The 19,312-nt window shown below is 71.2% G+C and carries 18 protein-coding genes; 10 read left to right on the top strand and 8 right to left on the bottom strand.

Annotated features, from left to right (window positions below; genetic code table 11):
* Window positions 1-5: 5 nt before the first annotated feature.
* From MQN93_RS13455 to MQN93_RS13445, 3 genes are read left to right on the top strand one after another with little or no spacing between them, the layout of a single operon-like run.
* A complete protein-coding gene (locus tag MQN93_RS13455) occupies window positions 6-932 on the top strand; it encodes an NTP transferase domain-containing protein (RefSeq protein WP_016437105.1) in 927 nt (308 codons plus the stop codon).
* A complete protein-coding gene (locus MQN93_RS13450) occupies window positions 929-2,311 on the top strand; it encodes a molybdopterin molybdotransferase MoeA (RefSeq protein WP_242709661.1) in 1,383 nt (460 codons plus the stop codon). Before MQN93_RS13455 ends, MQN93_RS13450 begins: the two co-directional genes overlap by 4 nt.
* Window positions 2,308-3,405 (top strand): potassium channel family protein, encoded by a 1,098-nt coding sequence (locus tag MQN93_RS13445; protein ID WP_242709660.1) that lies wholly within the window; start codon window positions 2,308-2,310, stop codon window positions 3,403-3,405. The genes MQN93_RS13450 and MQN93_RS13445 overlap by 4 nt, the downstream gene beginning before the upstream one ends.
* Here MQN93_RS13445 and MQN93_RS13440 read toward each other — a convergent pair whose 3' ends face one another.
* Together MQN93_RS13440 and MQN93_RS13435 are read right to left on the bottom strand one after the other, a co-directional pair.
* The gene (locus MQN93_RS13440; protein ID WP_016437108.1) at window positions 3,406-4,254 is read right to left on the bottom strand and encodes an ABC transporter permease; all 849 of its coding nucleotides are present in this window, start codon (window positions 4,252-4,254) and stop codon (window positions 3,406-3,408) included.
* Window positions 4,251-5,246, bottom strand: a complete 996-nt coding sequence (locus MQN93_RS13435) for a daunorubicin resistance protein DrrA family ABC transporter ATP-binding protein (protein ID WP_016437109.1) — start codon at window positions 5,244-5,246, stop codon at window positions 4,251-4,253. The genes MQN93_RS13440 and MQN93_RS13435 overlap by 4 nt, the downstream gene beginning before the upstream one ends.
* Window positions 5,247-5,413: 167 nt before the next feature.
* On the opposite strand from MQN93_RS13435, the gene MQN93_RS13430 reads away from it, so the two are divergent.
* Entirely contained in the window at window positions 5,414-6,394 is a 981-nt protein-coding gene (locus MQN93_RS13430; protein WP_016437110.1) for an NAD(P)H-quinone oxidoreductase, read from the top strand.
* A 19-nt stretch (window positions 6,395-6,413) separates the two neighbouring features.
* Here MQN93_RS13430 and MQN93_RS13425 read toward each other — a convergent pair whose 3' ends face one another.
* On the bottom strand, window positions 6,414-7,196 hold the full coding sequence (locus MQN93_RS13425) for a hypothetical protein (protein WP_242709659.1): 783 nt from the start codon (window positions 7,194-7,196) through the stop codon (window positions 6,414-6,416).
* Between the two features lie 78 nt (window positions 7,197-7,274).
* On the opposite strand from MQN93_RS13425, the gene MQN93_RS13420 reads away from it, so the two are divergent.
* The gene (locus MQN93_RS13420) at window positions 7,275-7,823 is read left to right on the top strand and encodes a PadR family transcriptional regulator (protein ID WP_242709658.1); all 549 of its coding nucleotides are present in this window, start codon (window positions 7,275-7,277) and stop codon (window positions 7,821-7,823) included.
* Window positions 7,824-7,929: 106 nt separating this feature from the next.
* Window positions 7,930-8,469, top strand: a complete 540-nt coding sequence (locus MQN93_RS13415) for a bacterial proteasome activator family protein (RefSeq protein ID WP_016437113.1) — start codon at window positions 7,930-7,932, stop codon at window positions 8,467-8,469.
* Window positions 8,470-8,550: 81 nt separating this feature from the next.
* Here MQN93_RS13415 and MQN93_RS13410 read toward each other — a convergent pair whose 3' ends face one another.
* Entirely contained in the window at window positions 8,551-10,179 is a 1,629-nt protein-coding gene (locus MQN93_RS13410) for a protein kinase domain-containing protein (protein ID WP_016437114.1), read from the bottom strand.
* Window positions 10,180-10,513: 334 nt separating this feature from the next.
* On the opposite strand from MQN93_RS13410, the gene MQN93_RS13405 reads away from it, so the two are divergent.
* Window positions 10,514-12,061, top strand: a complete 1,548-nt coding sequence (locus MQN93_RS13405; RefSeq protein WP_242709657.1) for a protein kinase domain-containing protein — start codon at window positions 10,514-10,516, stop codon at window positions 12,059-12,061.
* 4 nt (window positions 12,062-12,065) lie between these two features.
* Here MQN93_RS13405 and MQN93_RS13400 read toward each other — a convergent pair whose 3' ends face one another.
* The 3 genes from MQN93_RS13400 to MQN93_RS13390 all read right to left on the bottom strand — a co-directional run bounded on the left by MQN93_RS13400 (window position 12,066) and on the right by MQN93_RS13390 (window position 14,327).
* Window positions 12,066-13,067 carry a phosphotransferase gene (locus tag MQN93_RS13400; protein ID WP_242709804.1) on the bottom strand — a complete coding sequence of 334 codons (1,002 nt, stop codon included), beginning with the start codon at window positions 13,065-13,067 and terminating at the stop codon, window positions 12,066-12,068.
* Window positions 13,068-13,159: 92 nt separating this feature from the next.
* On the bottom strand, window positions 13,160-13,612 hold the full coding sequence (locus MQN93_RS13395) for a pyridoxamine 5'-phosphate oxidase family protein (RefSeq protein ID WP_242709656.1): 453 nt from the start codon (window positions 13,610-13,612) through the stop codon (window positions 13,160-13,162).
* 49 nt (window positions 13,613-13,661) lie between these two features.
* On the bottom strand, window positions 13,662-14,327 hold the full coding sequence (locus MQN93_RS13390) for a response regulator (protein ID WP_016437118.1): 666 nt from the start codon (window positions 14,325-14,327) through the stop codon (window positions 13,662-13,664).
* 344 nt (window positions 14,328-14,671) lie between these two features.
* Here MQN93_RS13390 and pdhA point away from each other — a divergent pair, with 344 nt between their 5' ends.
* The 3 genes from pdhA to MQN93_RS13375 are packed head-to-tail and all read left to right on the top strand — an operon-like array spanning window position 14,672 to window position 18,273.
* The gene (gene pdhA, locus MQN93_RS13385) at window positions 14,672-15,850 is read left to right on the top strand and encodes a pyruvate dehydrogenase (acetyl-transferring) E1 component subunit alpha (protein WP_016437119.1); all 1,179 of its coding nucleotides are present in this window, start codon (window positions 14,672-14,674) and stop codon (window positions 15,848-15,850) included.
* 28 nt (window positions 15,851-15,878) lie between these two features.
* The gene (locus MQN93_RS13380; protein WP_372504348.1) at window positions 15,879-16,844 is read left to right on the top strand and encodes an alpha-ketoacid dehydrogenase subunit beta; all 966 of its coding nucleotides are present in this window, start codon (window positions 15,879-15,881) and stop codon (window positions 16,842-16,844) included.
* A 10-nt stretch (window positions 16,845-16,854) separates the two neighbouring features.
* Window positions 16,855-18,273, top strand: a complete 1,419-nt coding sequence (locus tag MQN93_RS13375; RefSeq protein ID WP_242709655.1) for a dihydrolipoamide acetyltransferase family protein — start codon at window positions 16,855-16,857, stop codon at window positions 18,271-18,273.
* 99 nt (window positions 18,274-18,372) lie between these two features.
* Here MQN93_RS13375 and MQN93_RS13370 read toward each other — a convergent pair whose 3' ends face one another.
* Window positions 18,373-19,281: a D-alanyl-D-alanine carboxypeptidase family protein gene (locus tag MQN93_RS13370; protein WP_016437122.1), complete on the bottom strand. Its 909-nt coding sequence runs from the start codon at window positions 19,279-19,281 to the stop codon at window positions 18,373-18,375.
* Between the last annotated feature and the right edge of the window lie 31 nt (window positions 19,282-19,312).

Genomic DNA, 19,312 nt, shown 5'->3' with positions numbered 1-19,312 from the left:
GTGGGATGACCTCGCACGAGCCACTCGGGCACGAGTCCTGCGGCGATCGCGGCGCGGCCCCGGAGTACGACGCGGTCGTGCTCGCCGGGGGCGCCGCGCGCCGGCTCGGCGGCGCCGACAAGCCCGGTGTGCGGGTGGGCGGCCGGGCGCTGCTCGACCGGGTGCTGGCCGCCTGCGCCGACGCCCGTACGACCGTCGTCGTCGCCGACGCCCGGCCCACCGCCCGGCCCGTGCGCTGGGCCCGCGAGGACCCGCCCGGCGGCGGACCGCTCGCCGCGCTCGGCGCCGGGCTGCACCACACCACGGCCGAGGAGCTCGTCGTACTCTCGGCCGATCTGCCGTTCCTCGGGGCGGCGACGGTGCGGCAGCTGCTGGCCGCGCTGCGCGCGAGCGGCACGGACGGCGCCCTGCTCACCGACGCCGACGGCCGCGACCAGCCCCTGGTGGCCGCCTACCGCACCCCCGCGCTGCGCCGCGAACTGGCCGCCCTGTCCACCGGGCACGGCGGTCTCACCGGGCTGCCGCTGCGCCGGCTGACCGCGGCCCTCGACCTCACCCGCGTCCAGGACCCCGTCGCAGCCTTCGACTGCGACACCTGGGACGACATCGCCTCCGCCAGGGCACGTATCAGGGAGCATGGGCACGTGTTGGATGAATGGATTTCCGCAGCCAAGGACGAGCTGGGCATCGACCTCGACGTCGACATCCATGCCCTGCTCGACGTCGCCCGCGACGCCGCACACTCCGTCGCCAGGCCCGCGGCACCGCTGACCACCTTCCTCGTCGGCTACGCCGCCGCACAGGCAGGAGGGAGCCCCGAAGCCGTCGCCGAAGCCGCCCGCAAGGTCTCGGCGCTCGCTCTGCGCTGGGCCGAGGAGGACGCCGGCGACAAGCCCGACGACGCCTCCGGCACCCGCCCGGACGCCGGATGACCGCCCGCTCCGCCCGCACCGGCGAGGACGCCGAGGACCTCGACGTCGAGGAGGTGCTGGCCCTGGTGAACGACCCCGACGGCCGCGCAGCCCCCGGCGACGGCGTCCCCGCGCCCGCCGCGCCCGGCACTCACGCCCATGCCCACCACGGCGCACCGCACCGGCCCGACGCCCACCACCGGGCCACGTCCTGGCCCGAGGCCCGGGAGATCGCCGCACGCGCCGCCCGGTCCGGCGCCCGCCGCGACCTCGTCACCGTCCCCCTCGACGCCTCCCTGGGCCTCACCCTCGCAGCCCCCCTCACCGCCCTCACCGACCTGCCCTCCTTCGACACCTCCGCGATGGACGGCTGGGCGGTCGCGGGACCCGGCCCCTGGGACGTACGGGAGGAGGGCGTCCTCGCCGGGAACGACGAGCCGGAGGCGCTCACCGACGGCGAGGCCGTCCGCATCGCCACCGGTGCCCGCATCCCGCTCGACACCACCGCCGTGATCCGCACCGAGCACGGCCGCACCGACGACAAGGGCCGACTGCACGCCACCCGCGAGATCCACCACGGCCAGGACATCCGCCCCCGCGGCCAGGAGTGCCGCTCCGGCGACCAGCTGCTGCCCGTCGGTGTCCTCGTGACGCCCGCCGTGCTCGGCCTCGCCGCGGCCGCCGGCTACGACACCGTCACCGCCGTTCCGCGTCCCCGCGTCCATGTGTTCGTCCTGGGCGACGAGTTGCTGACCGAGGGCACGCCGCACGACGGCCTGATCCGGGACGCGCTCGGCCCGATGCTGCCGCCCTGGCTGCGGGCGCTGGGCGGCGAGGTCACCGCCGTACGGCGGATCGGGGACGACGCCAAGGCCCTGCGCAAGGCCATCACCGGCTCCGACGCCGACCTGATCGTCACCACCGGCGGCACCGCCTCCGGCCCCGTCGACCACGTCCATCCCACCCTGCACCGGATCGGCGCCGAACTCCTCGTGGACGGCGTCAAGGTGCGCCCCGGCCACCCCATGCTGCTGGCCCGCATCAGGGCCGGCCAGCATCTGGTCGGCCTGCCCGGCAACCCCCTGGCCGCCGTCTCCGGCCTGCTCACGCTCGCCGAACCGCTGCTGCGCACGCTCGCCGCCCGCCCCGCCCCGGAGCCGTACACCCTGCCGGTCCAGGACGCGGCGCACGGGCATCCGTACGACACCCGGCTCATCCCCGTCGTGCTGCGCGGGGACCGTGCCGTGCCGGTGCACTACAACGGCCCGGCCATGCTGCGCGGCATCGCCGCGGCCGACGCCCTCGCCGTCGTCCCACCCGGCGGTGCCCGCCCCGGTCAGGAGCTCGAACTCCTCGACCTGCCCTGGGCGTCCGCCGGAATCGGGGTGTGTTTCACGTGAGACTTCCGGGCCATGACGTGATCGCCCGTCAGGCGCACGAACATCTCGTGACCCACCGGGTGGAACTGCCGAGGAAGGTGGTGCAGCGTCCGCTCCGGCAGGTGGCCAGACGACTGCTGATGGCGCTGCTGGTGCTGGTCGGGACCGCTCTGATCGTCTATGCCGACCACGACGGATACAACGACAACTCGGATCACTCGGTCGACCTGCTCGACTCCTTCTACTACGCGACCGTCACCCTCTCCACCACCGGATACGGCGACATCACACCCGTCAGCGACGCCGCCCGGTTCACCAACATCTTCGTCATCACCCCGCTGCGCGTGCTCTTCCTGATCATCCTGGTCGGCACCACGCTCGAGGTCCTCACCGAACGCACCCGTGAGGAATGGCGACTCAACCGCTGGAGGTCCACCTTGCGGGAGCACACCGTCGTCGTCGGCTTCGGGACGAAGGGGCGCTCGGCGATCCAGACCGTGTGTGCGACGGGGCTGAAGAAGGAGCAGGTCGTCGTGGTCGACCCCAGCTCCAAGGTGATCGAGGCCGCGACGGCCGACGGTTACGCGGGCGTGATCGGGGACGCGACGCGCAGCGATGTGCTCAAGCGGGCCGAGGTGCACCGGGCCCGGCAGATCATCATCGCCACCCAGCGCGACGACACGGCCGTGCTGGTCGCGCTGACGGCCCGCCAGCTCAACCGCGGGGCGAAGATCGTGGCCGCGGTGCGCGAGGAGGAGAACGCGCCGCTGCTCAAGCAGTCCGGCGCCGACGCGGTCATCACCAGCGCCAGCGCGGCCGGCCGGCTGCTCGGCCTGTCCGTGCTCAGCCCCGTGGCCGGCATGGTGATGGAGGACCTCATCCAGCAGGGCAGCGGGCTCGACATGGTCGAACGACCGGTCGTCAAGGCCGAGGTGGGCAAGGGGCCGCGCGAGACGGAGGACCTGGTGGTGACCGTGATACGCGGGCACCGGGTACTCGGATACGACGATCCGGCCGTCGGGACACTGCAGTTGACGGACCGGCTGATCACGATCGTACGGGCGACACCGGGCGCCGGGGTCACCCCCGACGCCCGGCCGCTGCCGCAGGACTGATCACTTGCGGTTGTAGAGCCGCATCGTGACCGGCCCGAAGACCAGCACGAACAGACCGGCCCAGCCGAGCGACCAGGCGACCTCGTCCGCCGGCCAGTCACCGGCCATCAGGCCGCGCACGGCCGAGGACAGATGAGTGATCGGGCTGTTGTTGACAAAGGCCTGCAGCCAGCCCGGCATGGTCCTCGGGTCGACGAAGACGTTGGACAGGAAGGTCAGCGGGAAGATCACCATCATGCTGACGCCCATCACCGACTTCTCGGTGCGCAGCATCAGCCCGAACATCGTCCAGATCCACGAGAACGCGAACGAGAAGCCCACCAGCAGCGCGATCCCGGCGAGGACACCGCCCGCCCCGCCGTCCGGGCGGTAACCGATGATCATGCCGACGGCGAGCATCACGACCGAGGCGATGGTGTAGCGCAGGGCGTCGCCGAGCAGATAGCCGACCATCGTCGACGGCCGCCAGATCGGCAGCGAGCGGAAGCGGTCGAAGACACCCTTCTCGATGTCGGTGTTGACCGAGACGCCGGTGTACATGGTGATCATCACGACCGACATCACCAGGATTCCCGGCAGCAGGAACTGGATGTACTCCTTCGGGGACCCGGCCAGGGCGCCCCCGAACAGATACGTGTACATCAGCACCATCATGATCGGGAACGCGGTGACGTCGAAGAGCTGCTCCGGTACGTGCTTGATCTTGAGGATCGCCCGCCAGCCGAAGGTCAGCGAGGCCGACCAGGCGCTCGGACGCGGCGGGCGCCTGCCGCCGACGAGCAGGGCGGCCAGCGACTCGGCGCTGACGGGGGCCAGATCCTGGGTCTCGGTGCTCGTCGCGGTGCTCATGCCGCCACCTCGTCCTTCGGGCTGTGGGTGTCGTGTCCGGTGAGGGCGAGGAACACCTCGTCCAGGCTGGGCTGCCCCAGCGAGAAGTTGTCCACGACGACACCGCCGCGGGCCAGTTCGCCGAGCGCCCGGGCTGCCTGCTCGGCGGCGATGCCGCTGGCCGCCGTGGAGACACGGGCGGTCAGGGCGACCGGGTCCGGCTCCAGCTGCACCTGCGCGTCCAGCACCCGGCGCAGCACCTCGGCCGCCTCGGACCGCTGCTCCGCGTCCCGCAGCCGTACATGCACGGAACCGGCGCCGACCGAGGCCTTCAGCTCGCCCTTGGTGCCCTCGGCGATGACCCTGCCGCGGTCGATCACGGCGATCCGGGACGCCAGCTGGTCGGCCTCGTCCAGATACTGCGTGGTGAGCAGCACCGTCGTGCCCTGAGCGACGACCGCGCGCACGATGTCCCAGACCTGGTTGCGGCTGCGCGGGTCGAGCCCGGTGGTCGGCTCGTCGAGGAAGAGTAGATCGGGGGTGTTGAGGATGGACGCGGCGATGTCGATACGGCGCCGCATGCCGCCCGAGTAGTGCTTGATCTGCTTGCCCGCGGCCTCCGTCAGCCCGAAGGCCTCCAGCAGCTGCGCGGACCGTACGCGCGCCGCCTTCTTGCCGTGGCCGAGGAGGCGGCCCAGCAGAACCAGGTTCTCGGTGCCGGTGAGGTCCTCGTCCACCGAGGCGTACTGACCGGTGAGGCTGACGCGGCCACGGACCTCGTCGGCCTCGCGCACGACGTCGTGACCGAAGATGTGCGCCTCGCCGGCGTCGGGCCGCAGCAGGGTGGCGAGCATCTTCACGGTGGTCGTCTTCCCGGCGCCGTTCGGGCCGAGGACGCCGTAGACCGTGCCGGCCGGGACGGAGAGGTCCACGCCGTCGACGGCGCGGGTCTCACCGAACGTCTTCACCAGCCCCGCGGTCTCGATCGCCAGGCCGGTCGTGTGCTGGCTCATGGTGGGGTGTCCTTCCACGCACTTGGGTGACGCATGGTGAGACCTTTACCTTCGCCGGAACTCATCGGTGATCGCACACTTTTTTCGCCGGGACCCGCCCGCCGCGCGATGCCTCGCCGGGGCACGCGGCCGGAGTCGGCCGGTGGACGGGGGGTAGCGTCCCCCTCATGCATGCGATCACGATTCCCGAACCTGGTGGGCCCGAGGCGCTGGTGTGGGACGAGGTCCCGGATCCGGTGGCCGGTGAGGGCGAGGTGCTGGTCGAGGTGGTGGCCGGGGCCGTCAACCGCGCCGACATCCTGCAGCGGCAGGGTTTCTACGACCCGCCGCCGGGGTCGTCCCGCTACCCCGGCCTGGAGTGCTCCGGCAGGATCGCCGCACTCGGCCCCGGCGTCTCCGGCTGGGCGGTCGGCGACGAGGTGTGCGCGCTGCTCGCGGGCGGCGGCTACGCCGAGAAGGTCGCGGTCCCGGCCGGTCAGCTGCTGCCTGTGCCGAAGGGCCTCGACCTCAAGCAGGCCGCGGCGCTGCCCGAGGTGGTCTGCACGGTCTGGTCGAACGTCTTCATGATCGCCCAGCTGCGCCCCGGCGAGACGCTGCTCGTGCACGGCGGCTCCAGCGGCATCGGCACCATGGCGATCCAGCTGGCCAAGGCCGTCGGCGCCAAGGTCGCGGTCACGGCGGGCACCGCGCAGAAGCTGGAGCGGTGCGCCGCGCTGGGTGCGGACATCCTGATCAACTACAAGGAGCAGGACTTCGTCGAGGAGGTCAGGAAGGCCACCGACGGGGCGGGCGCCGACGTCATCCTCGACAACATGGGCGCCAAGTACCTGGACCGCAATCTGCAGGCCCTCGCCACCAGCGGCCGCCTCGCCATCATCGGCATGCAGGGCGGCATCAAGGGCGAGCTGAACATCGCCACGCTGCTGAACAAGCGGGCCGCGATCAGCGCGACCTCGCTCAGGGCGCGCCCGCTCGGCGAGAAGGCGGCGATCGTCGCGGCCGTACGCGAGCATGTGTGGCCCCTGATCGACGGCGGCCATGTCCGCCCGGTCGTCGACCGCGAGGTCCCGATGAGCGACGCGGCCGCGGCGCACCGGGTCGTGGAGGAGAGCGGGCACGTGGGGAAGGTCCTGCTGGTGGTGCCCTGAGAAAGGCGCAGGCCGGCCCTCAAGCCCTGCGCATCCGCAGGCCGATGAAGGCGAGGCCCAGGCCGAGTCCGATCAGGACCAGTCCGCTGCCGAGCGGCAGGATCTGCAGGACGGGCTCGGCGGGGCCTGCGGAGTCCGAGGCGGCCTGCTGTGCCGGGGGCTGTGCGGGCCCGGAGGGCAGCAGGCTGGCCTCGTCGGCCGGTGACGCCGTGGCGTCCCCGGCCGTCTCGTCGCCGGTGTCCTCCCCTTCCGGGTAGGCCGGTTCCTCGCCCTCTCCCTGGTCGGAGGAGTCGTCGGCCGATGCGTCCGCCGACGGTGTCTCCCGCCGCCCGGGACGCTCGCGCCCCTCACCCGCCACGCTCCCGGCCCGCGACGGCTTCGGAGAGGCGGTGGGGGAGGCGGAACGGTGCCCGGCCCCCGGGGTGCGGGCACCAGGCGTATGCCCGGAGTGGGGTTTGACCTCTGCTTCCTCCCCGGGGCCCGCCTCGTCCGCCGGACCGTCCTCGTCCCCCGGCCAGGCCTCGTCCCCCGAACCCTCCTCATGCCCGGAACCGTGCCCGTCCCCCGGGCCGGGCTCGTCCCGGGAACCGTTCTCGTCGCCCGCACCAGGCTCGTCCCTGGATCCGGAGTGCCCGGCATGGCCCCCCGATCCGGTCCCGTGCGTCGGCCCCGGCGCAACCACCACCACCAAGGGCGCGGACGACGCGTGCGCCACCGCACCCCCGCACGGCAGCACGAGCACGCTCGCCCCCACCCCCATCACCAGTCCGGCCCCCTGCAAAGCACGCAGCCATGGAGTCACGTCTCAAGGCTCACACCGGCCCGCACTTCCGGCATTCCGGGCTCCGCCAAAATTCCGAAGCCGCTGCACAATCCGGGTATGTCGATACGTCACGGGCTTCTGGCGCTCCTCGAACAGGGCCCTCGCTACGGCTCACGACTGCGCACCGAGTTCGAGGAGCGCACCGGTGGCAGCTGGCCGCTGAACATCGGGCAGGTCTACACGACCCTCGGCCGCCTGGAGCGGGACGGGATGGTCGTGCACAACGGCGAGGACGAGGCCGGGCGGGCGCTGTACGCCCTGACCCGCACGGGCCGGACCGAGCTGCAGGACTGGTTCACCCGTCCCGTCGAGCGCACCAGTCCCCCGCGCGACGAGCTGGCGATCAAGCTGGCGCTGGCGGTGGGCGCACCCGCCGTCGACGTACGCCGGGTCGTGGAGGCACAGCGCCGGCATGTGGCGGACGCGCTGCACGCCTACGTACGGCAGCGGGCGCGGGCGCTCGCGGGTACGCCCGGGCATCCGGACGAGGTGGCGCGGCTGCTGGTCCTGGAGCAGCTCATCTGCCACGCGGAGGCGGAGATCCGCTGGCTGGACCACTGCGAGGCCCGGCTGCTGCGGCTGCGGGCGGAGAACACCGCACCGTGACGGACGGCACCGCACCGTGACGGAAAACCCCGCACCGTAAACGGTGGATCACCCTGCACGGGGGGCACCACGGTGATGAGATGCACGGGTGCGAGAGAATGGCGGCATGGAGATGCCGAGGAACGACAGGTCGCCGGAGAACCCCCAGATCCTGGTCGTGGGCCAGGACGGCATGGCGATTGGCGGCGGTACAGACGAGGACTCCCGCGAGATTCCGGTGACGGAACAGGTCGAGCAGCCGGCCAAGGTGATGCGGATCGGCAGCATGATCAAACAGCTCCTGGAGGAGGTGCGGGTGGCTCCCCTGGATGAGGCGAGCCGGGCCCGCCTCAAGGAGATCCACCGCAGTTCGGTGAAGGAGCTGGAGGACGGGCTGGCGCCGGAGCTGGTGGAGGAGCTGGAGCGGCTCTCCCTGCCCTTCACGGACGACGGCACCCCCAGCGATGCCGAACTGCGCATCGCGCAGGCGCAGTTGGTGGGCTGGCTGGAGGGCCTCTTCCACGGCATCCAGACCACGCTGTTCGCCCAGCAGATGGCCGCGCGGGCCCAGTTGGAGCAGATGCGGCGCGCGCTGCCGCCGGGCGTGGGCCCCGACGGCACCGAGGACCGCCAGGCCGGCGGCCGCTCGGGCGGACCGTACCTGTAACGAGCCGAGCCCGTACGAATCCGTACGAAAGGGCCCGGCGGCCGAGAAGCCGCCGGGCCCTTCACCTGTCTGCCGTGCGGGTCAGGACGTCGGGTTGCCCGAGGAGACGCTGAGCTCGATCTGCGGCATGTCCTTGGGGTCGACGTCCGTGTCGGCGGACGGGAACTGGTCGATGACCGCGCCCTCGCCGTAGGTGTTCTCGTCGACCTTCTTGATCTTCAGCTCCCAGCCCGCGGCCTGCAGGCACTCCTTGACCGAACCGATGTACTTGAAGCGGAAGTCGGGGAGCTTGATCTTGTCGGGGTCGTTGTACGACTCCTGCGGCTCCGTGCACTCGGTCGACTCGATCTTCTTCGTGGTGTCCGGCCCGCGGTAGCCCGCCGCCTTGGTCGCCGAGGGGCTCGCGCTGCCACCGCCCTTGCCCTCGTCGTCACCGCCGCCGCCGTTCAGCAGCAGTGCCGCGAGCAGGCCGCCGACCGCGACGATCGAGACGACGATCGAACCGATGATCACCGGCTTGTTGTTCTTCCCGCTGCCACCGCCCGCGGCGGGCCCGGAGGGCTGGGGCGTGATGTTGTACGGCGGCGGCGTGGAGGGCTGGCCGTACGGCGCCTGCTGGTAGCCGCTCTGCTGCGGGTAGCCGTACGCCGGGGAGGACGGCTGCGACGGCGGCGCCGGGGTGCCGTACGGATTCGGGGTCGGCTGGTACGGCGTCTGGACGGGGCCCGTCGGCGCCGGGGTCGACTGGTCGACCGGCGGGAAGACGGCGGAGCCGACACCCGAGCCGGCCTGGGCGGGCGCGCCCGGCACGATGCTCGGCGGGGTGGCGTGGAAGGAGGCGGCCACGCGCAGGCACTCGTCGCGCATGGACTCGGAGCTCGGGAACCGCTCGTTGGGGTTCTTCTTCAGCGCGCGGGCGACCAGCGCGTCCACCGCGGGCGGCAGCGCCCGGTTGATCGACGACGGAGCGACCGGCTCCTCCTGCACATGCGCGTAGGCGATCGCGAGCGGGGAGTCCGCGTCGAACGGCAGCCGCCCGGTGACCAGTTGGAACAGCATGATGCCGACCGAGTAGAGGTCGGAGCGTGCGTCCACACCACGGCCCAGCGCCTGCTCCGGCGAGAGGTACTGCGGGGTGCCCACGACCATGCCGGTCTGCGTCATCGACGTCACGCCGGACTGCATGGCACGCGCGATGCCGAAGTCCATCACCTTGACCACGCCGCGCTTGGTCATCATGACGTTGCCCGGCTTGATGTCGCGGTGGACCAGGCCCATCTCGTGGCTGATCTCCAGCGCCGCGAGCACATCCGCGGTGATCTTCAGCGCCTTGTCCGCGGGCATCGCGCCGAACTGCCGTACGTCCTCGTCGAGCACCGAACCCAGCGGGCGGCCCTCGATGTACTCCATGACGATGTACGGAGTCGTCATGCCGTCGAGGGTGTCCTCGCCGGTGTCGAAGACCGAGACGATGTTGGTGTGCGTGAGCTTGGCCACGGCCTGGGCCTCGCGGCGGAAGCGCTCGCGGAAGGCCTGCTCCCGCCCCAGGTCGGTGTGGAGCGTCTTGATCGCGACCTGGCGGTCGAGCACGCTGTCGTAGGCGAGATGCACCGAGGCCATGCCGCCCTCGCCGAGCAGGTCGCGCAGCTGATAGCGGCCGCCGGCCAACGCCCGCCCCGTGTACCGGCCCTGTGCGCCGTCCTGGCTCATGTTCCGCTTCCCCCGTGGGCCTTCAGGCGCCGTTGACTGTCATTGATCCAAAGTGCTATTCCCGGCCAAGTCTGCCCCAGGGCACTGACACGTCAAGTTCAGTGCCCGATCCGTGACCGTACGCGAAAGAAGCGTCGCGCGAGCGTTACAGACGTTGTACGTGCGGTACACAGAATTTGCACGGGACCCTTGGGGGAGGGTTTGATGGCCGGTCCGTCCTCAGCCGGTTCCGGTCCCCTTCTCGGAACGGCGGCTTGCGTTGAGGCTGTAGCGTGGCCGACGGAGACCGTAACAACACCGCGCGCACCGCGGGCAGAAACGACGGCGAGGACTGATGGCACAGCAGCAGCGCGCTCAGGGCCCGTCCGACCCCGAGGCGACTGGCGGCGGTATGTCAGATGCGCCGGAGATGTGGGGTAACGGCGGGCTTGTCGGGGACGGCCGGTACCGGCTGACCCGCAGACTCGGCCGGGGCGGCATGGCAGAGGTGTTCGCCGCCGAGGACGTGCGCCTCGGGCGCACCGTCGCGGTCAAGCTGCTGCGCGCCGACCTCGCCGAGGACCCGGTCTCCAAGGCCCGTTTCACCCGCGAGGCCCAGTCGGTGGCCGGCCTCAACCACCATGCCATCGTCGCGGTGTACGACTCCGGCGAGGACTTCGTGGGCGGCCAGTCGGTCCCCTACATCGTCATGGAGATCGTCGAGGGCCGCACCATCCGCGACCTGCTGATCAACGCCGAGGCGCCGGGACCCGAGCAGGCCCTGATCATCGTCTCCGGTGTGCTGGAGGCGCTCGCCTACTCGCACCAGCACGGCATCGTGCACCGCGACATCAAGCCGGCCAACGTCATCATCACGCACAACGGCGCCGTCAAGGTGATGGACTTCGGCATCGCCCGCGCCCTGCACGGCGCGTCCACGACGATGACGCAGACCGGCATGGTCATGGGCACCCCGCAGTACCTCTCCCCGGAGCAGGCGCTCGGCAAGGCCGTCGACCACCGCTCCGACCTGTACGCGGTGGGCTGTCTGCTCTACGAACTCCTCGCGCTCAGGCCCCCGTTCGTCGGCGAGACCCCGCTGTCGGTGGTCTACCAGCACGTCCAGGACATCCCGGTGCCGCCGTCGGAGGTCTCGGACGCCACCCCGCCGGAGCTCGACGGCCTGGTCATGCGCTCGCTCGCCAAGGAGCCGGACGACCGCTTCCAGACGGCCGAGGAGATGCGCGGGCTCGTCCAGTACGGGCTGCAGATGCTCTACGACCAGGGCGGCCACACCGGCACCTGGAACACCGGCCCGGTCGATGTGCACGAGGGCCGGCACACCCCGGCCGCGGGCTTCGCCGGCACCCAGGTGCTGCCGCACCCCGGCCATGCCTCCGGCACGACGCAGATCCCGCAGCAGGTGCTGCCCGCCGGCTACGGCGGCGGGGACGACGGCGGCTTCGAGGGCCACGGGAACAGGGGCAGCGGCCGCGGCAAGCTGTGGATCCTCGCCGTCCTCGCGGTGATCGCCATCGCGGCGGGTGTCGCGCTCGCACTGAACAACGGAGGCGGCGGAGGCGGCGGCACGGACCCCACCAAGTCCCCGAGCGCCACGCAGTCCACCACGGACGACTCGGCCAGCGAGACGCCCAGCTCCGAGCCGACCGACGACTCGACGGACACCTCCACGGACGACAACTCCACGAGCGGCGGCTCGGGGGACTACACCCCCTCGTACACGCCGTCGTACACGCCGTCCCAGAGCGCGACGAACGAGCCGACGGACGAGCCGACGGACGAGCCGACGACCGAGGAGCCGACGGGCCAGCCGTCCCAGACGCAGTCGCCGACGGGCAACCCGTCGCCGACGGGCAGCCCCGGCGGCGACGAAGACGAGTGACGCGTCACTCCACGAACGCCCCACACACCGCGTCGTACTCCCGCGTCCACCACACCGCCAGGGCGGAGGTCGCCGGGAGCTGGGGGTCGGCGCGGGTGTCGCCGCGTTCGTAGTGCCAGCGCAGCATCCAGAAGTCGTTGAGGCGTTCCCACCACACGCGGTGCACGGCTGCCGCGAGTTCGGAGGGCGTGGCACCGGCCGTGCGCCGGTACGCGCGCGCGTAGGCGCGCACCTTGGGCAGGTCGAGGGTTCCGGCGGGCCGTACGAAGAAGATCGCGGCGGCGCGTACCGCCTCCTCCGCGCGCGGGCGCAGGCCAAGGCGGTCCCAGTCGACGATGGCGGCGGGCGCGTCCCCCCTGTAGAGCAGGTTGAACGGGTGGAAGTCGCCGTGCACCCAGCCCACCGAACTCCCGCGCGCAGGGCGCCTGTCGGCGTGCTGCTCCAGCAGCGTGCGGCGTTCCAGCAGGCGGTGGCGGGCCAGTTCGTCGAACGAGTCGGCGGGGCGGTGGCGGCGTACGCGGCCGAGCAGGTCGTCGATGAGGGTGAAGGTGTCGGCGGGGTCGGCGGCGACGGGTTCGGTACGGGCACGCGCGTGTGCCGGCATCACCCGCTCCAGGCTCGCGTGCACCACTCCCAGCAGCGCCCCCAGCCGGCCGCACTGGACGGTCGTGAGCTGTCCGCCGTGCCGGTGCCGTCCCTCGATCCAGGGGTGCAGCGCGTAGGCGTGTCCGCCGATCACCGCGACCGTGCGCCCGTCCCGCCCGGGCAGCGGGGGCGCCACCGGTACGCCCAGATCGGCCAGGCGCTGGGTGGCCCGGTGCTGACGGGCGATCGCGGCCGGGTCGGCGGTCTCCGGGTCGAAGTGGTGCTTGAGGAAGTAGCGGCCGTGGGTGGTGCACAGGCGATAGCCCCGGTTGAGCAGGCCCTGGTCGACGGGCTCGCAGGCGACGGCGGAACCGGCGCCGTACTGGCGCAGCAGTTCGCCCAGCGGGGGCGCGTGAGGCACATGCGGTGGTACAGGGGAGCGCAACACGCGCCAGATGGTAGGGCACGATTCAAGGCCGTGAGCTGGGCGTTGTCACAGGCAGTCGCATTCGGTCACGGCATGTGCTCGAAGTGGCGTTCCAGGCCGCCGTCGGTCGAGTGGACCGTGCCGAACTGCGGCTCGACGCTCAGATAGACGGGCTCGTACGGTTCGCCGTCCACGCGCCGGGGCGCCGCCCCGAACCGCTCCGTCTCGGCGGCCGTCGGCTCGTAGGGGCTGCACGCCCCGACGACCTGGACGGACCACAGGGCCTCGCCGGGACGGGCGGAGCTCAAGTTGTCCGAGCCGTAGGCGACGACGCTGCCGCCGCACGCACGGTGGTAGCCGCAGCTGCGCGGCAGACGCAGCAGCACCCGGCCGTCGGACACGATGTGCCGGGCGAAGGCGAGGAAGGGCAGCGCGCGCATGCTGGTGGCGATACGGCCGTAGTCGGTGCGGGCGAGCAGGTCGACGGCGAGTCGGTCGACGGCGCGCTGGTCGACGGCGCGCTGGTCGTCACTGGGCATGCGACCACTGTCCGCAGGGGCGCGCTCCCCGGGGCAGAGGCTTTGGTCCCTAACGGCGCTGCTGTTCGGCCTGCATGCGCGCCACATAGGCCGCCGCCTGGGACCTTCGCTCCATTCCCAGTTTCGACAGCAGCGCGGACACATAGTTCTTGATCGTCTTCTCGGCGAGGTGCAGCCTCTCGCCGATCGCGCGGTTGGTGAGGCCCTCGCCGATCAGGTCGAGGATCCTGCGCTCCTGCTCGGTGAGCCCTTCCAGCCGGTCGTCGCCCCTGTCGCGGCCGCCGTCGCGCAGCCGCTGCAGCACGCGCGCGGTGGCCACCGGGTCGAGCAGCGACTTCCCGGCCGCGACGTCCCGCACGGCCGCCAGCAGTTCCGCGCCGCGGATGGCCTTGAGGACATAGCCGGAGGCGCCCGCCATGATCGCGTCGAACAGGGCCTCGTCGTCGGCGTAGGAGGTCAGCATCAGGCACGTCACCCGCTCGTCCCGGGAGCGGATGTCGCGGCACACCTCGACCCCACTGCCGTCCGGGAGCCGTACGTCGAGCACCGCGACGTCGGGCCGGGTGGCCGGAATGCGTGCCAGTGCCTCGGCCGCCGTGCCCGCCTCGCCGACCACCTCGATGTCGCCCTCGGCCCACAGCAGCTCATGGACACCGCGCCGGACCACTTCGTGATCGTCGAGCAGAAATACCCGGATTTTTCCCTCTTCGTTCACGTTCGCAGTCTCACACAGGGGCCGCAGTCCCGCCCGAGGTGAAGTCTTCCCGTGAACTGGGTCACCGGGATAACGTGCCGTTGTTCCGGCCCCCTGCAAGGCTGTGACCAGGAAACCTTCCGGGCTTTCGCGATTTACTTGGAAATCCAAGCAAAATCGCAGGTCAGGAGGGGTTTCACAGAAATGTGGAGCACTGGGTAACGTGCCTTTTGCAGGGCGCTCGCCGGGGCACCTGTCACACCTGTTCCCGACCGGGCGCACCCACCCTGTGCGTCCGTAGGGCTGCAGATGAGCCGCACTGGCACCCGGCGAACCCGGGTAGCCGGACCGACGGAGGAGCACACGTGACCGTGGAGAGCACTGCCGCGCGCAAGCCGCGACGCAGCGCCGGAACCAAGAGCACGGCCGGCAAGCGCACGACCGCAAAGAATGCGCCTGGCACCGACCCCGAGCTCGTACAGCTGCTGACGCCCGAGGGCGAGCGGCTCAAGAACGCCGAGTACGACAAGTACGTCGCCGGCATCACCCCCGATGAGCTCCGCGGTCTGTACCGCGACATGGTGCTCACCCGCCGCTTCGACGCCGAGGCCACCTCCCTGCAGCGCCAGGGCGAGCTGGGCCTGTGGGCCTCGCTGCTCGGCCAGGAGGCCGCCCAGATCGGCTCCGGGCGGGCCACCCGCGAGGACGACTACGTCTTCCCGACCTACCGCGAGCACGGCGTCGCCTGGTGCCGCGGGGTCGACCCGACCAATCTGCTGGGCATGTTCCGCGGCGTGAACAACGGCGGCTGGGACCCGGGCAGCAACAACTTCCACCTGTACACGATCGTCATCGGCTCCCAGACGCTGCACGCCACGGGCTATGCGATGGGCGTGGCCAAGGACGGCGCGGACAGCGCGGTGATCGCCTACTTCGGCGACGGCGCCTCCAGCCAGGGCGACGTCGCGGAGTCCTTCACCTTCTCCGCGGTCTACAACGCCCCGGTCGTGTTCTTCTGCCAGAACAACCAGTGGGCGATCTCCGAGCCGACCGAGAAGCAGACCCGCGTGCCGCTCTACCAGCGCGCACAGGGCTACGGCTTCCCGGGCGTGCGGGTGGACGGCAACGACGTGCTGGCCTGTCTCGCGGTCACCCGGTGGGCGCTGGAGCGGGCGCGCAGCGGCGAGGGCCCGACCCTCGTCGAGGCGTACACCTACCGCATGGGCGCGCACACCACCTCCGACGACCCGACGAAGTACCGCGCCGACGAGGAGCGTGAGGCCTGGGAGGCGAAGGACCCGATCCTGCGCCTTCGCCGGTACCTGGAGGCCGCAAACCACGCGGACGAGGGATTCTTCGCGGAACTCGAGGCCGAGAGCGAAGCGTTGGGCAGGCGAGTGCGTGAGGCGGTCCGCGCCATGCCGGACCCGGACCGCTTCGCCATCTTCGAGAACGCGTACGCGGACGGGCATGCGCTCGTCGACGAGGAGCGAGCCCAGTTCGCCGCCTACCAGGCGTCGTTCGCAGACGAGGGGGGTCACTGAGATGGCGGAGGCTGTGACAGTCAGGACCATGGCTCTGGCCAAGGCGGTCAACGAATCGCTGCGCCGCGCCCTGGAGACCGACCCCAAGGTCCTGGTCATGGGTGAGGACGTCGGCAAGCTTGGCGGTGTCTTCCGGGTGACGGACGGCCTGCAGAAGGACTTCGGCGAGAGCAGGGTCATCGACACCCCGCTGGCCGAGTCCGGCATCGTGGGCACCGCGATCGGCCTGGCTCTTCGGGGCTACCGCCCGGTCGTGGAGATCCAGTTCGACGGCTTCGTCTTCCCGGCGTACGACCAGATCGTCACTCAGCTCGCCAAGATGCACGCGCGCTCCCTGGGCAAGGTCAAGCTCCCGGTCGTCGTGCGCATCCCCTACGGCGGCGGCATCGGCGCCGTCGAGCACCACTCCGAGTCGCCGGAGGCCCTGTTCGCGCATGTCGCGGGCCTGAAGATCGTCTCGCCCTCGAACGCCTCTGACGCGTACTGGATGATGCAGCAGGCCATCCAGAGCGACGACCCGGTGATCTTCTTCGAGCCGAAGCGGCGCTACTGGGACAAGGCCGAGGTCAACACCGAGGCCATCCCCGGTCCGCTGCACAAGGCGCAGGTCGTGCGCCCCGGCACCGACCTCACCCTCGCCGCCTACGGCCCGATGGTGAAGCTCTGCCGGGAGGTGGCCGACGCGGCCGCCGAGGAGGGCAAGTCCCTGGAGGTGCTGGACCTGCGCTCGGTGTCCCCGCTGGACTTCGACTCGATCCAGGCCTCGGTGGAGCGGACGGGCCGCCTGGTCGTCGTCCACGAGGCGCCGGTGTTCTTCGGCTCGGGCGCGGAGATCGCCGCCCGGATCACGGAGCGCTGCTTCTACCACCTGGAGGCCCCGGTCCTCAGGGTCGGCGGCTACCACGCCCCGTACCCGCCGGCCCGCCTGGAGGAGGAGTATCTGCCGGGCCTGGACCGGGTACTCGACGCCGTCGACCGTGCCCTGGCGTACTGAGGAGAGGGTCGTGACGACGATGACGGAAGCGTCCGTACGCGAGTTCAAGATGCCGGACGTGGGCGAGGGCCTCACCGAGGCCGAGATCCTCAAGTGGTACGTCCAGCCGGGCGACACGGTCACCGACGGCCAGGTGGTGTGCGAGGTCGAGACGGCCAAGGCAGCGGTGGAACTGCCCATCCCGTACGACGGCGTGGTCCGCGACCTGCACTTCCCCGAGGGCGCCACGGTCGACGTGGGCACGCCGATCATCGCGGTGGACGTGTCGGGGGGCTCCGCGGCCCCCGAGGCACCGGCCGAGCCGGCCGCCGCGGTCCCCGCACCGGCCGAGGAGAGCAAGCCGGAGGGCTCGGGCCGCCAGCCGGTCCTGGTGGGTTACGGCGTGGCGGAGTCCTCCACCAAGCGCCGCCCCCGCAAGGGCGCCGACGCGGAGGCCGCGCAGGCCTCGACGGCGATCCAGGCGGAGCTGAACGGCCATGCACCGGCACCGGTGGCGGAACCGGTGGCGACGACCGGGCAGCGCCCGCTCGCCAAGCCGCCGGTGCGCAAGCTGGCGAAGGACCTCGGCGTCGACCTGGCGACGGTCGTCCCGTCGGGCCCGGACGGCATCATCACGCGCGAGGACGTCCATGCCGCCCTCGCACCGGCGGCCCCGGCACCGGAGCCGTCCGTGGCGGCGCCCGCCGCGCCCGCGCCCGCACCGGCCGCCGTGGCCTCGTACGACTCGGCACGGGAGACCCGTATCCCCATCAAGGGGGTCCGCAGGGCGACCGCGCAGGCGATGGTCGGCTCGGCGTTCACCGCCCCGCACGTCACGGAGTTCGTGACGGTGGACGTGACGCGCACGATGAAGCTGGTCGAGGAGCTCAAGCAGGACAAGGAGTTCGCGGGCCTGCGGGTGAACCCGCTGCTGCTGATCGCCAAGGCCCTGCTGGTCGCCCTCAAGCGCAACCCGGAGATCAACGCCTCGTGGGACGAGGCCGCCCAGGAGATCGTGGTCAAGCACTACGTCAACCTCGGCATCGCGGCGGCCACCCCGCGCGGCCTGATCGTCCCGAACATCAAGGACGCGCACGCCAAGACCCTGCCGCAACTGGCCGAGTCCCTGGGCGAGCTGGTGTCCACGGCCCGCGAGGGCAAGACGTCCCCGGGCGCGATGCAGGGCGGCACGGTGACCATCACCAACGTCGGCGTCTTCGGCGTCGACACGGGCACGCCCATCCTCAACCCCGGCGAGTCCGCGATCCTCGCGGTCGGCGCGATCAAGCTCCAGCCGTGGGTGCACAAGGGCAAGGTGAAGCCGCGTCAGGTCACGACCCTGGCGCTGTCCTTCGACCACCGACTGGTCGACGGCGAGCTGGGCTCCAAGGTCCTCGCGGACGTGGCGGCGATCCTGGAGCAGCCGAAGCGGCTGATCACCTGGGCGTGAGAGTCCGGCCCGGTCGTGCCGGGCCGGCCGTGCAGGGCGAAGGGCCCGTCGCTTCCGGCGACGGGCCCCTCTGCGTGCTGCTGCGTGTGCGCGCCCGGGTCAGATCCTGGTGAACCCGTAGCTCATGAGCTTCTTGGCGTCCGACTCGCGCTGGGCGATGGAGGAGGAGGCGAGCACGGTGCCGATGACCGTCTTGCCGCCGCGGGTGGCGGCGAAGACCAGGCAGTACTTGGCCTCGGGGCCGGAGCCCGTCTTCACACCGATCGTGCCGCTGTAGCTGCTGAGCAGGCCGTTGGTGTTGGTCCACGCGGCCATCGTGCGGGTGCTGCCCGTCTTGGTGATGGTCTTCGCGGTGTACTTCTTCGTCTTCACGAGCGTGCGGAACGTGGAGTTCTTCATCGCACTGCTGGCGATTTTCGTCAGGTCACGGGGCGTCGAGTAGTTCGCACCATTCCCTATGCCGTCGAACGAGTCGAAGTGGGTGTGCGTCAGACCCAGGTTCTTGGCGGCGGTGTTCATCTTGCCGATGAAGTTCGACACCCGCTTGGCCCGCGTCGAGCCGGAACCGAACTTGTCGGCGAGCGCGTAGGCGGCGTCGCAGCCGGACGGCAGCATCAGGCCGTACAGCAGCTGGCGGACCGTCACCTTGTCACCGACGATCAGATGCGCCTGCGAGGCGTTGTGGGAGACGACGTAGTCGCTGTACGCCTTCTGGATCGTCACCTTGGAGTCGAGGTTCAGATGCGGCTGGGCGAGCACGACCTTCGCGGTCATGATCTTGGTGGTGGAACCGGTGGAGCGCTTGGTGTCCGCGGCCTTGGTGTAGAGCGTCTTGGCGTTGGAGTTGTTCATCACGTAGCCGCCCTTGGCCACGATGGAGGGCGCGGAGGCCGCCTGAGCGGGTGCGGCGGCCAGGGCTCCGGTCGTGAGCACGGCGCCTGCGGTGATGCTGACGGCGGCGGCTCTGCGGAGCCGCCTGCCCTTCTTGCCGCCAATGGCAGTAATCAACTTGAGATACCCCGATTACGTAGAATGCCCC

The organism is Streptomyces spinosisporus, assembly GCF_022698145.1.
GTDB lineage: Bacteria > Actinomycetota > Actinomycetes > Streptomycetales > Streptomycetaceae > Streptomyces > Streptomyces spinosisporus.
This window is presented reverse-complemented; position numbering and strand designations above follow the sequence as displayed.

Coding starts and splice junctions, on each gene's coding strand:
- MQN93_RS13405 (WP_242709657.1), top strand. CDS start 10,514: ATGGCACAGCAGCAGCGCGCTCAGGGCCCGTCCGACCCCGAGGCGACT.
- MQN93_RS13395 (WP_242709656.1), bottom strand. CDS start 13,612: ATGCCCAGTGACGACCAGCGCGCCGTCGACCAGCGCGCCGTCGACCGA.
- MQN93_RS13430 (WP_016437110.1), top strand. CDS start 5,414: ATGCATGCGATCACGATTCCCGAACCTGGTGGGCCCGAGGCGCTGGTG.
- MQN93_RS13415 (WP_016437113.1), top strand. CDS start 7,930: ATGGAGATGCCGAGGAACGACAGGTCGCCGGAGAACCCCCAGATCCTG.
- MQN93_RS13435 (WP_016437109.1), bottom strand. CDS start 5,246: ATGAGCCAGCACACGACCGGCCTGGCGATCGAGACCGCGGGGCTGGTG.
- MQN93_RS13380 (WP_372504348.1), top strand. CDS start 15,879: ATGGCTCTGGCCAAGGCGGTCAACGAATCGCTGCGCCGCGCCCTGGAG.
- MQN93_RS13420 (WP_242709658.1), top strand. CDS start 7,275: ATGTCGATACGTCACGGGCTTCTGGCGCTCCTCGAACAGGGCCCTCGC.
- MQN93_RS13410 (WP_016437114.1), bottom strand. CDS start 10,179: ATGAGCCAGGACGGCGCACAGGGCCGGTACACGGGGCGGGCGTTGGCC.
- MQN93_RS13455 (WP_016437105.1), top strand. CDS start 6: ATGACCTCGCACGAGCCACTCGGGCACGAGTCCTGCGGCGATCGCGGC.
- MQN93_RS13440 (WP_016437108.1), bottom strand. CDS start 4,254: ATGAGCACCGCGACGAGCACCGAGACCCAGGATCTGGCCCCCGTCAGC.
- MQN93_RS13450 (WP_242709661.1), top strand. CDS start 929: ATGACCGCCCGCTCCGCCCGCACCGGCGAGGACGCCGAGGACCTCGAC.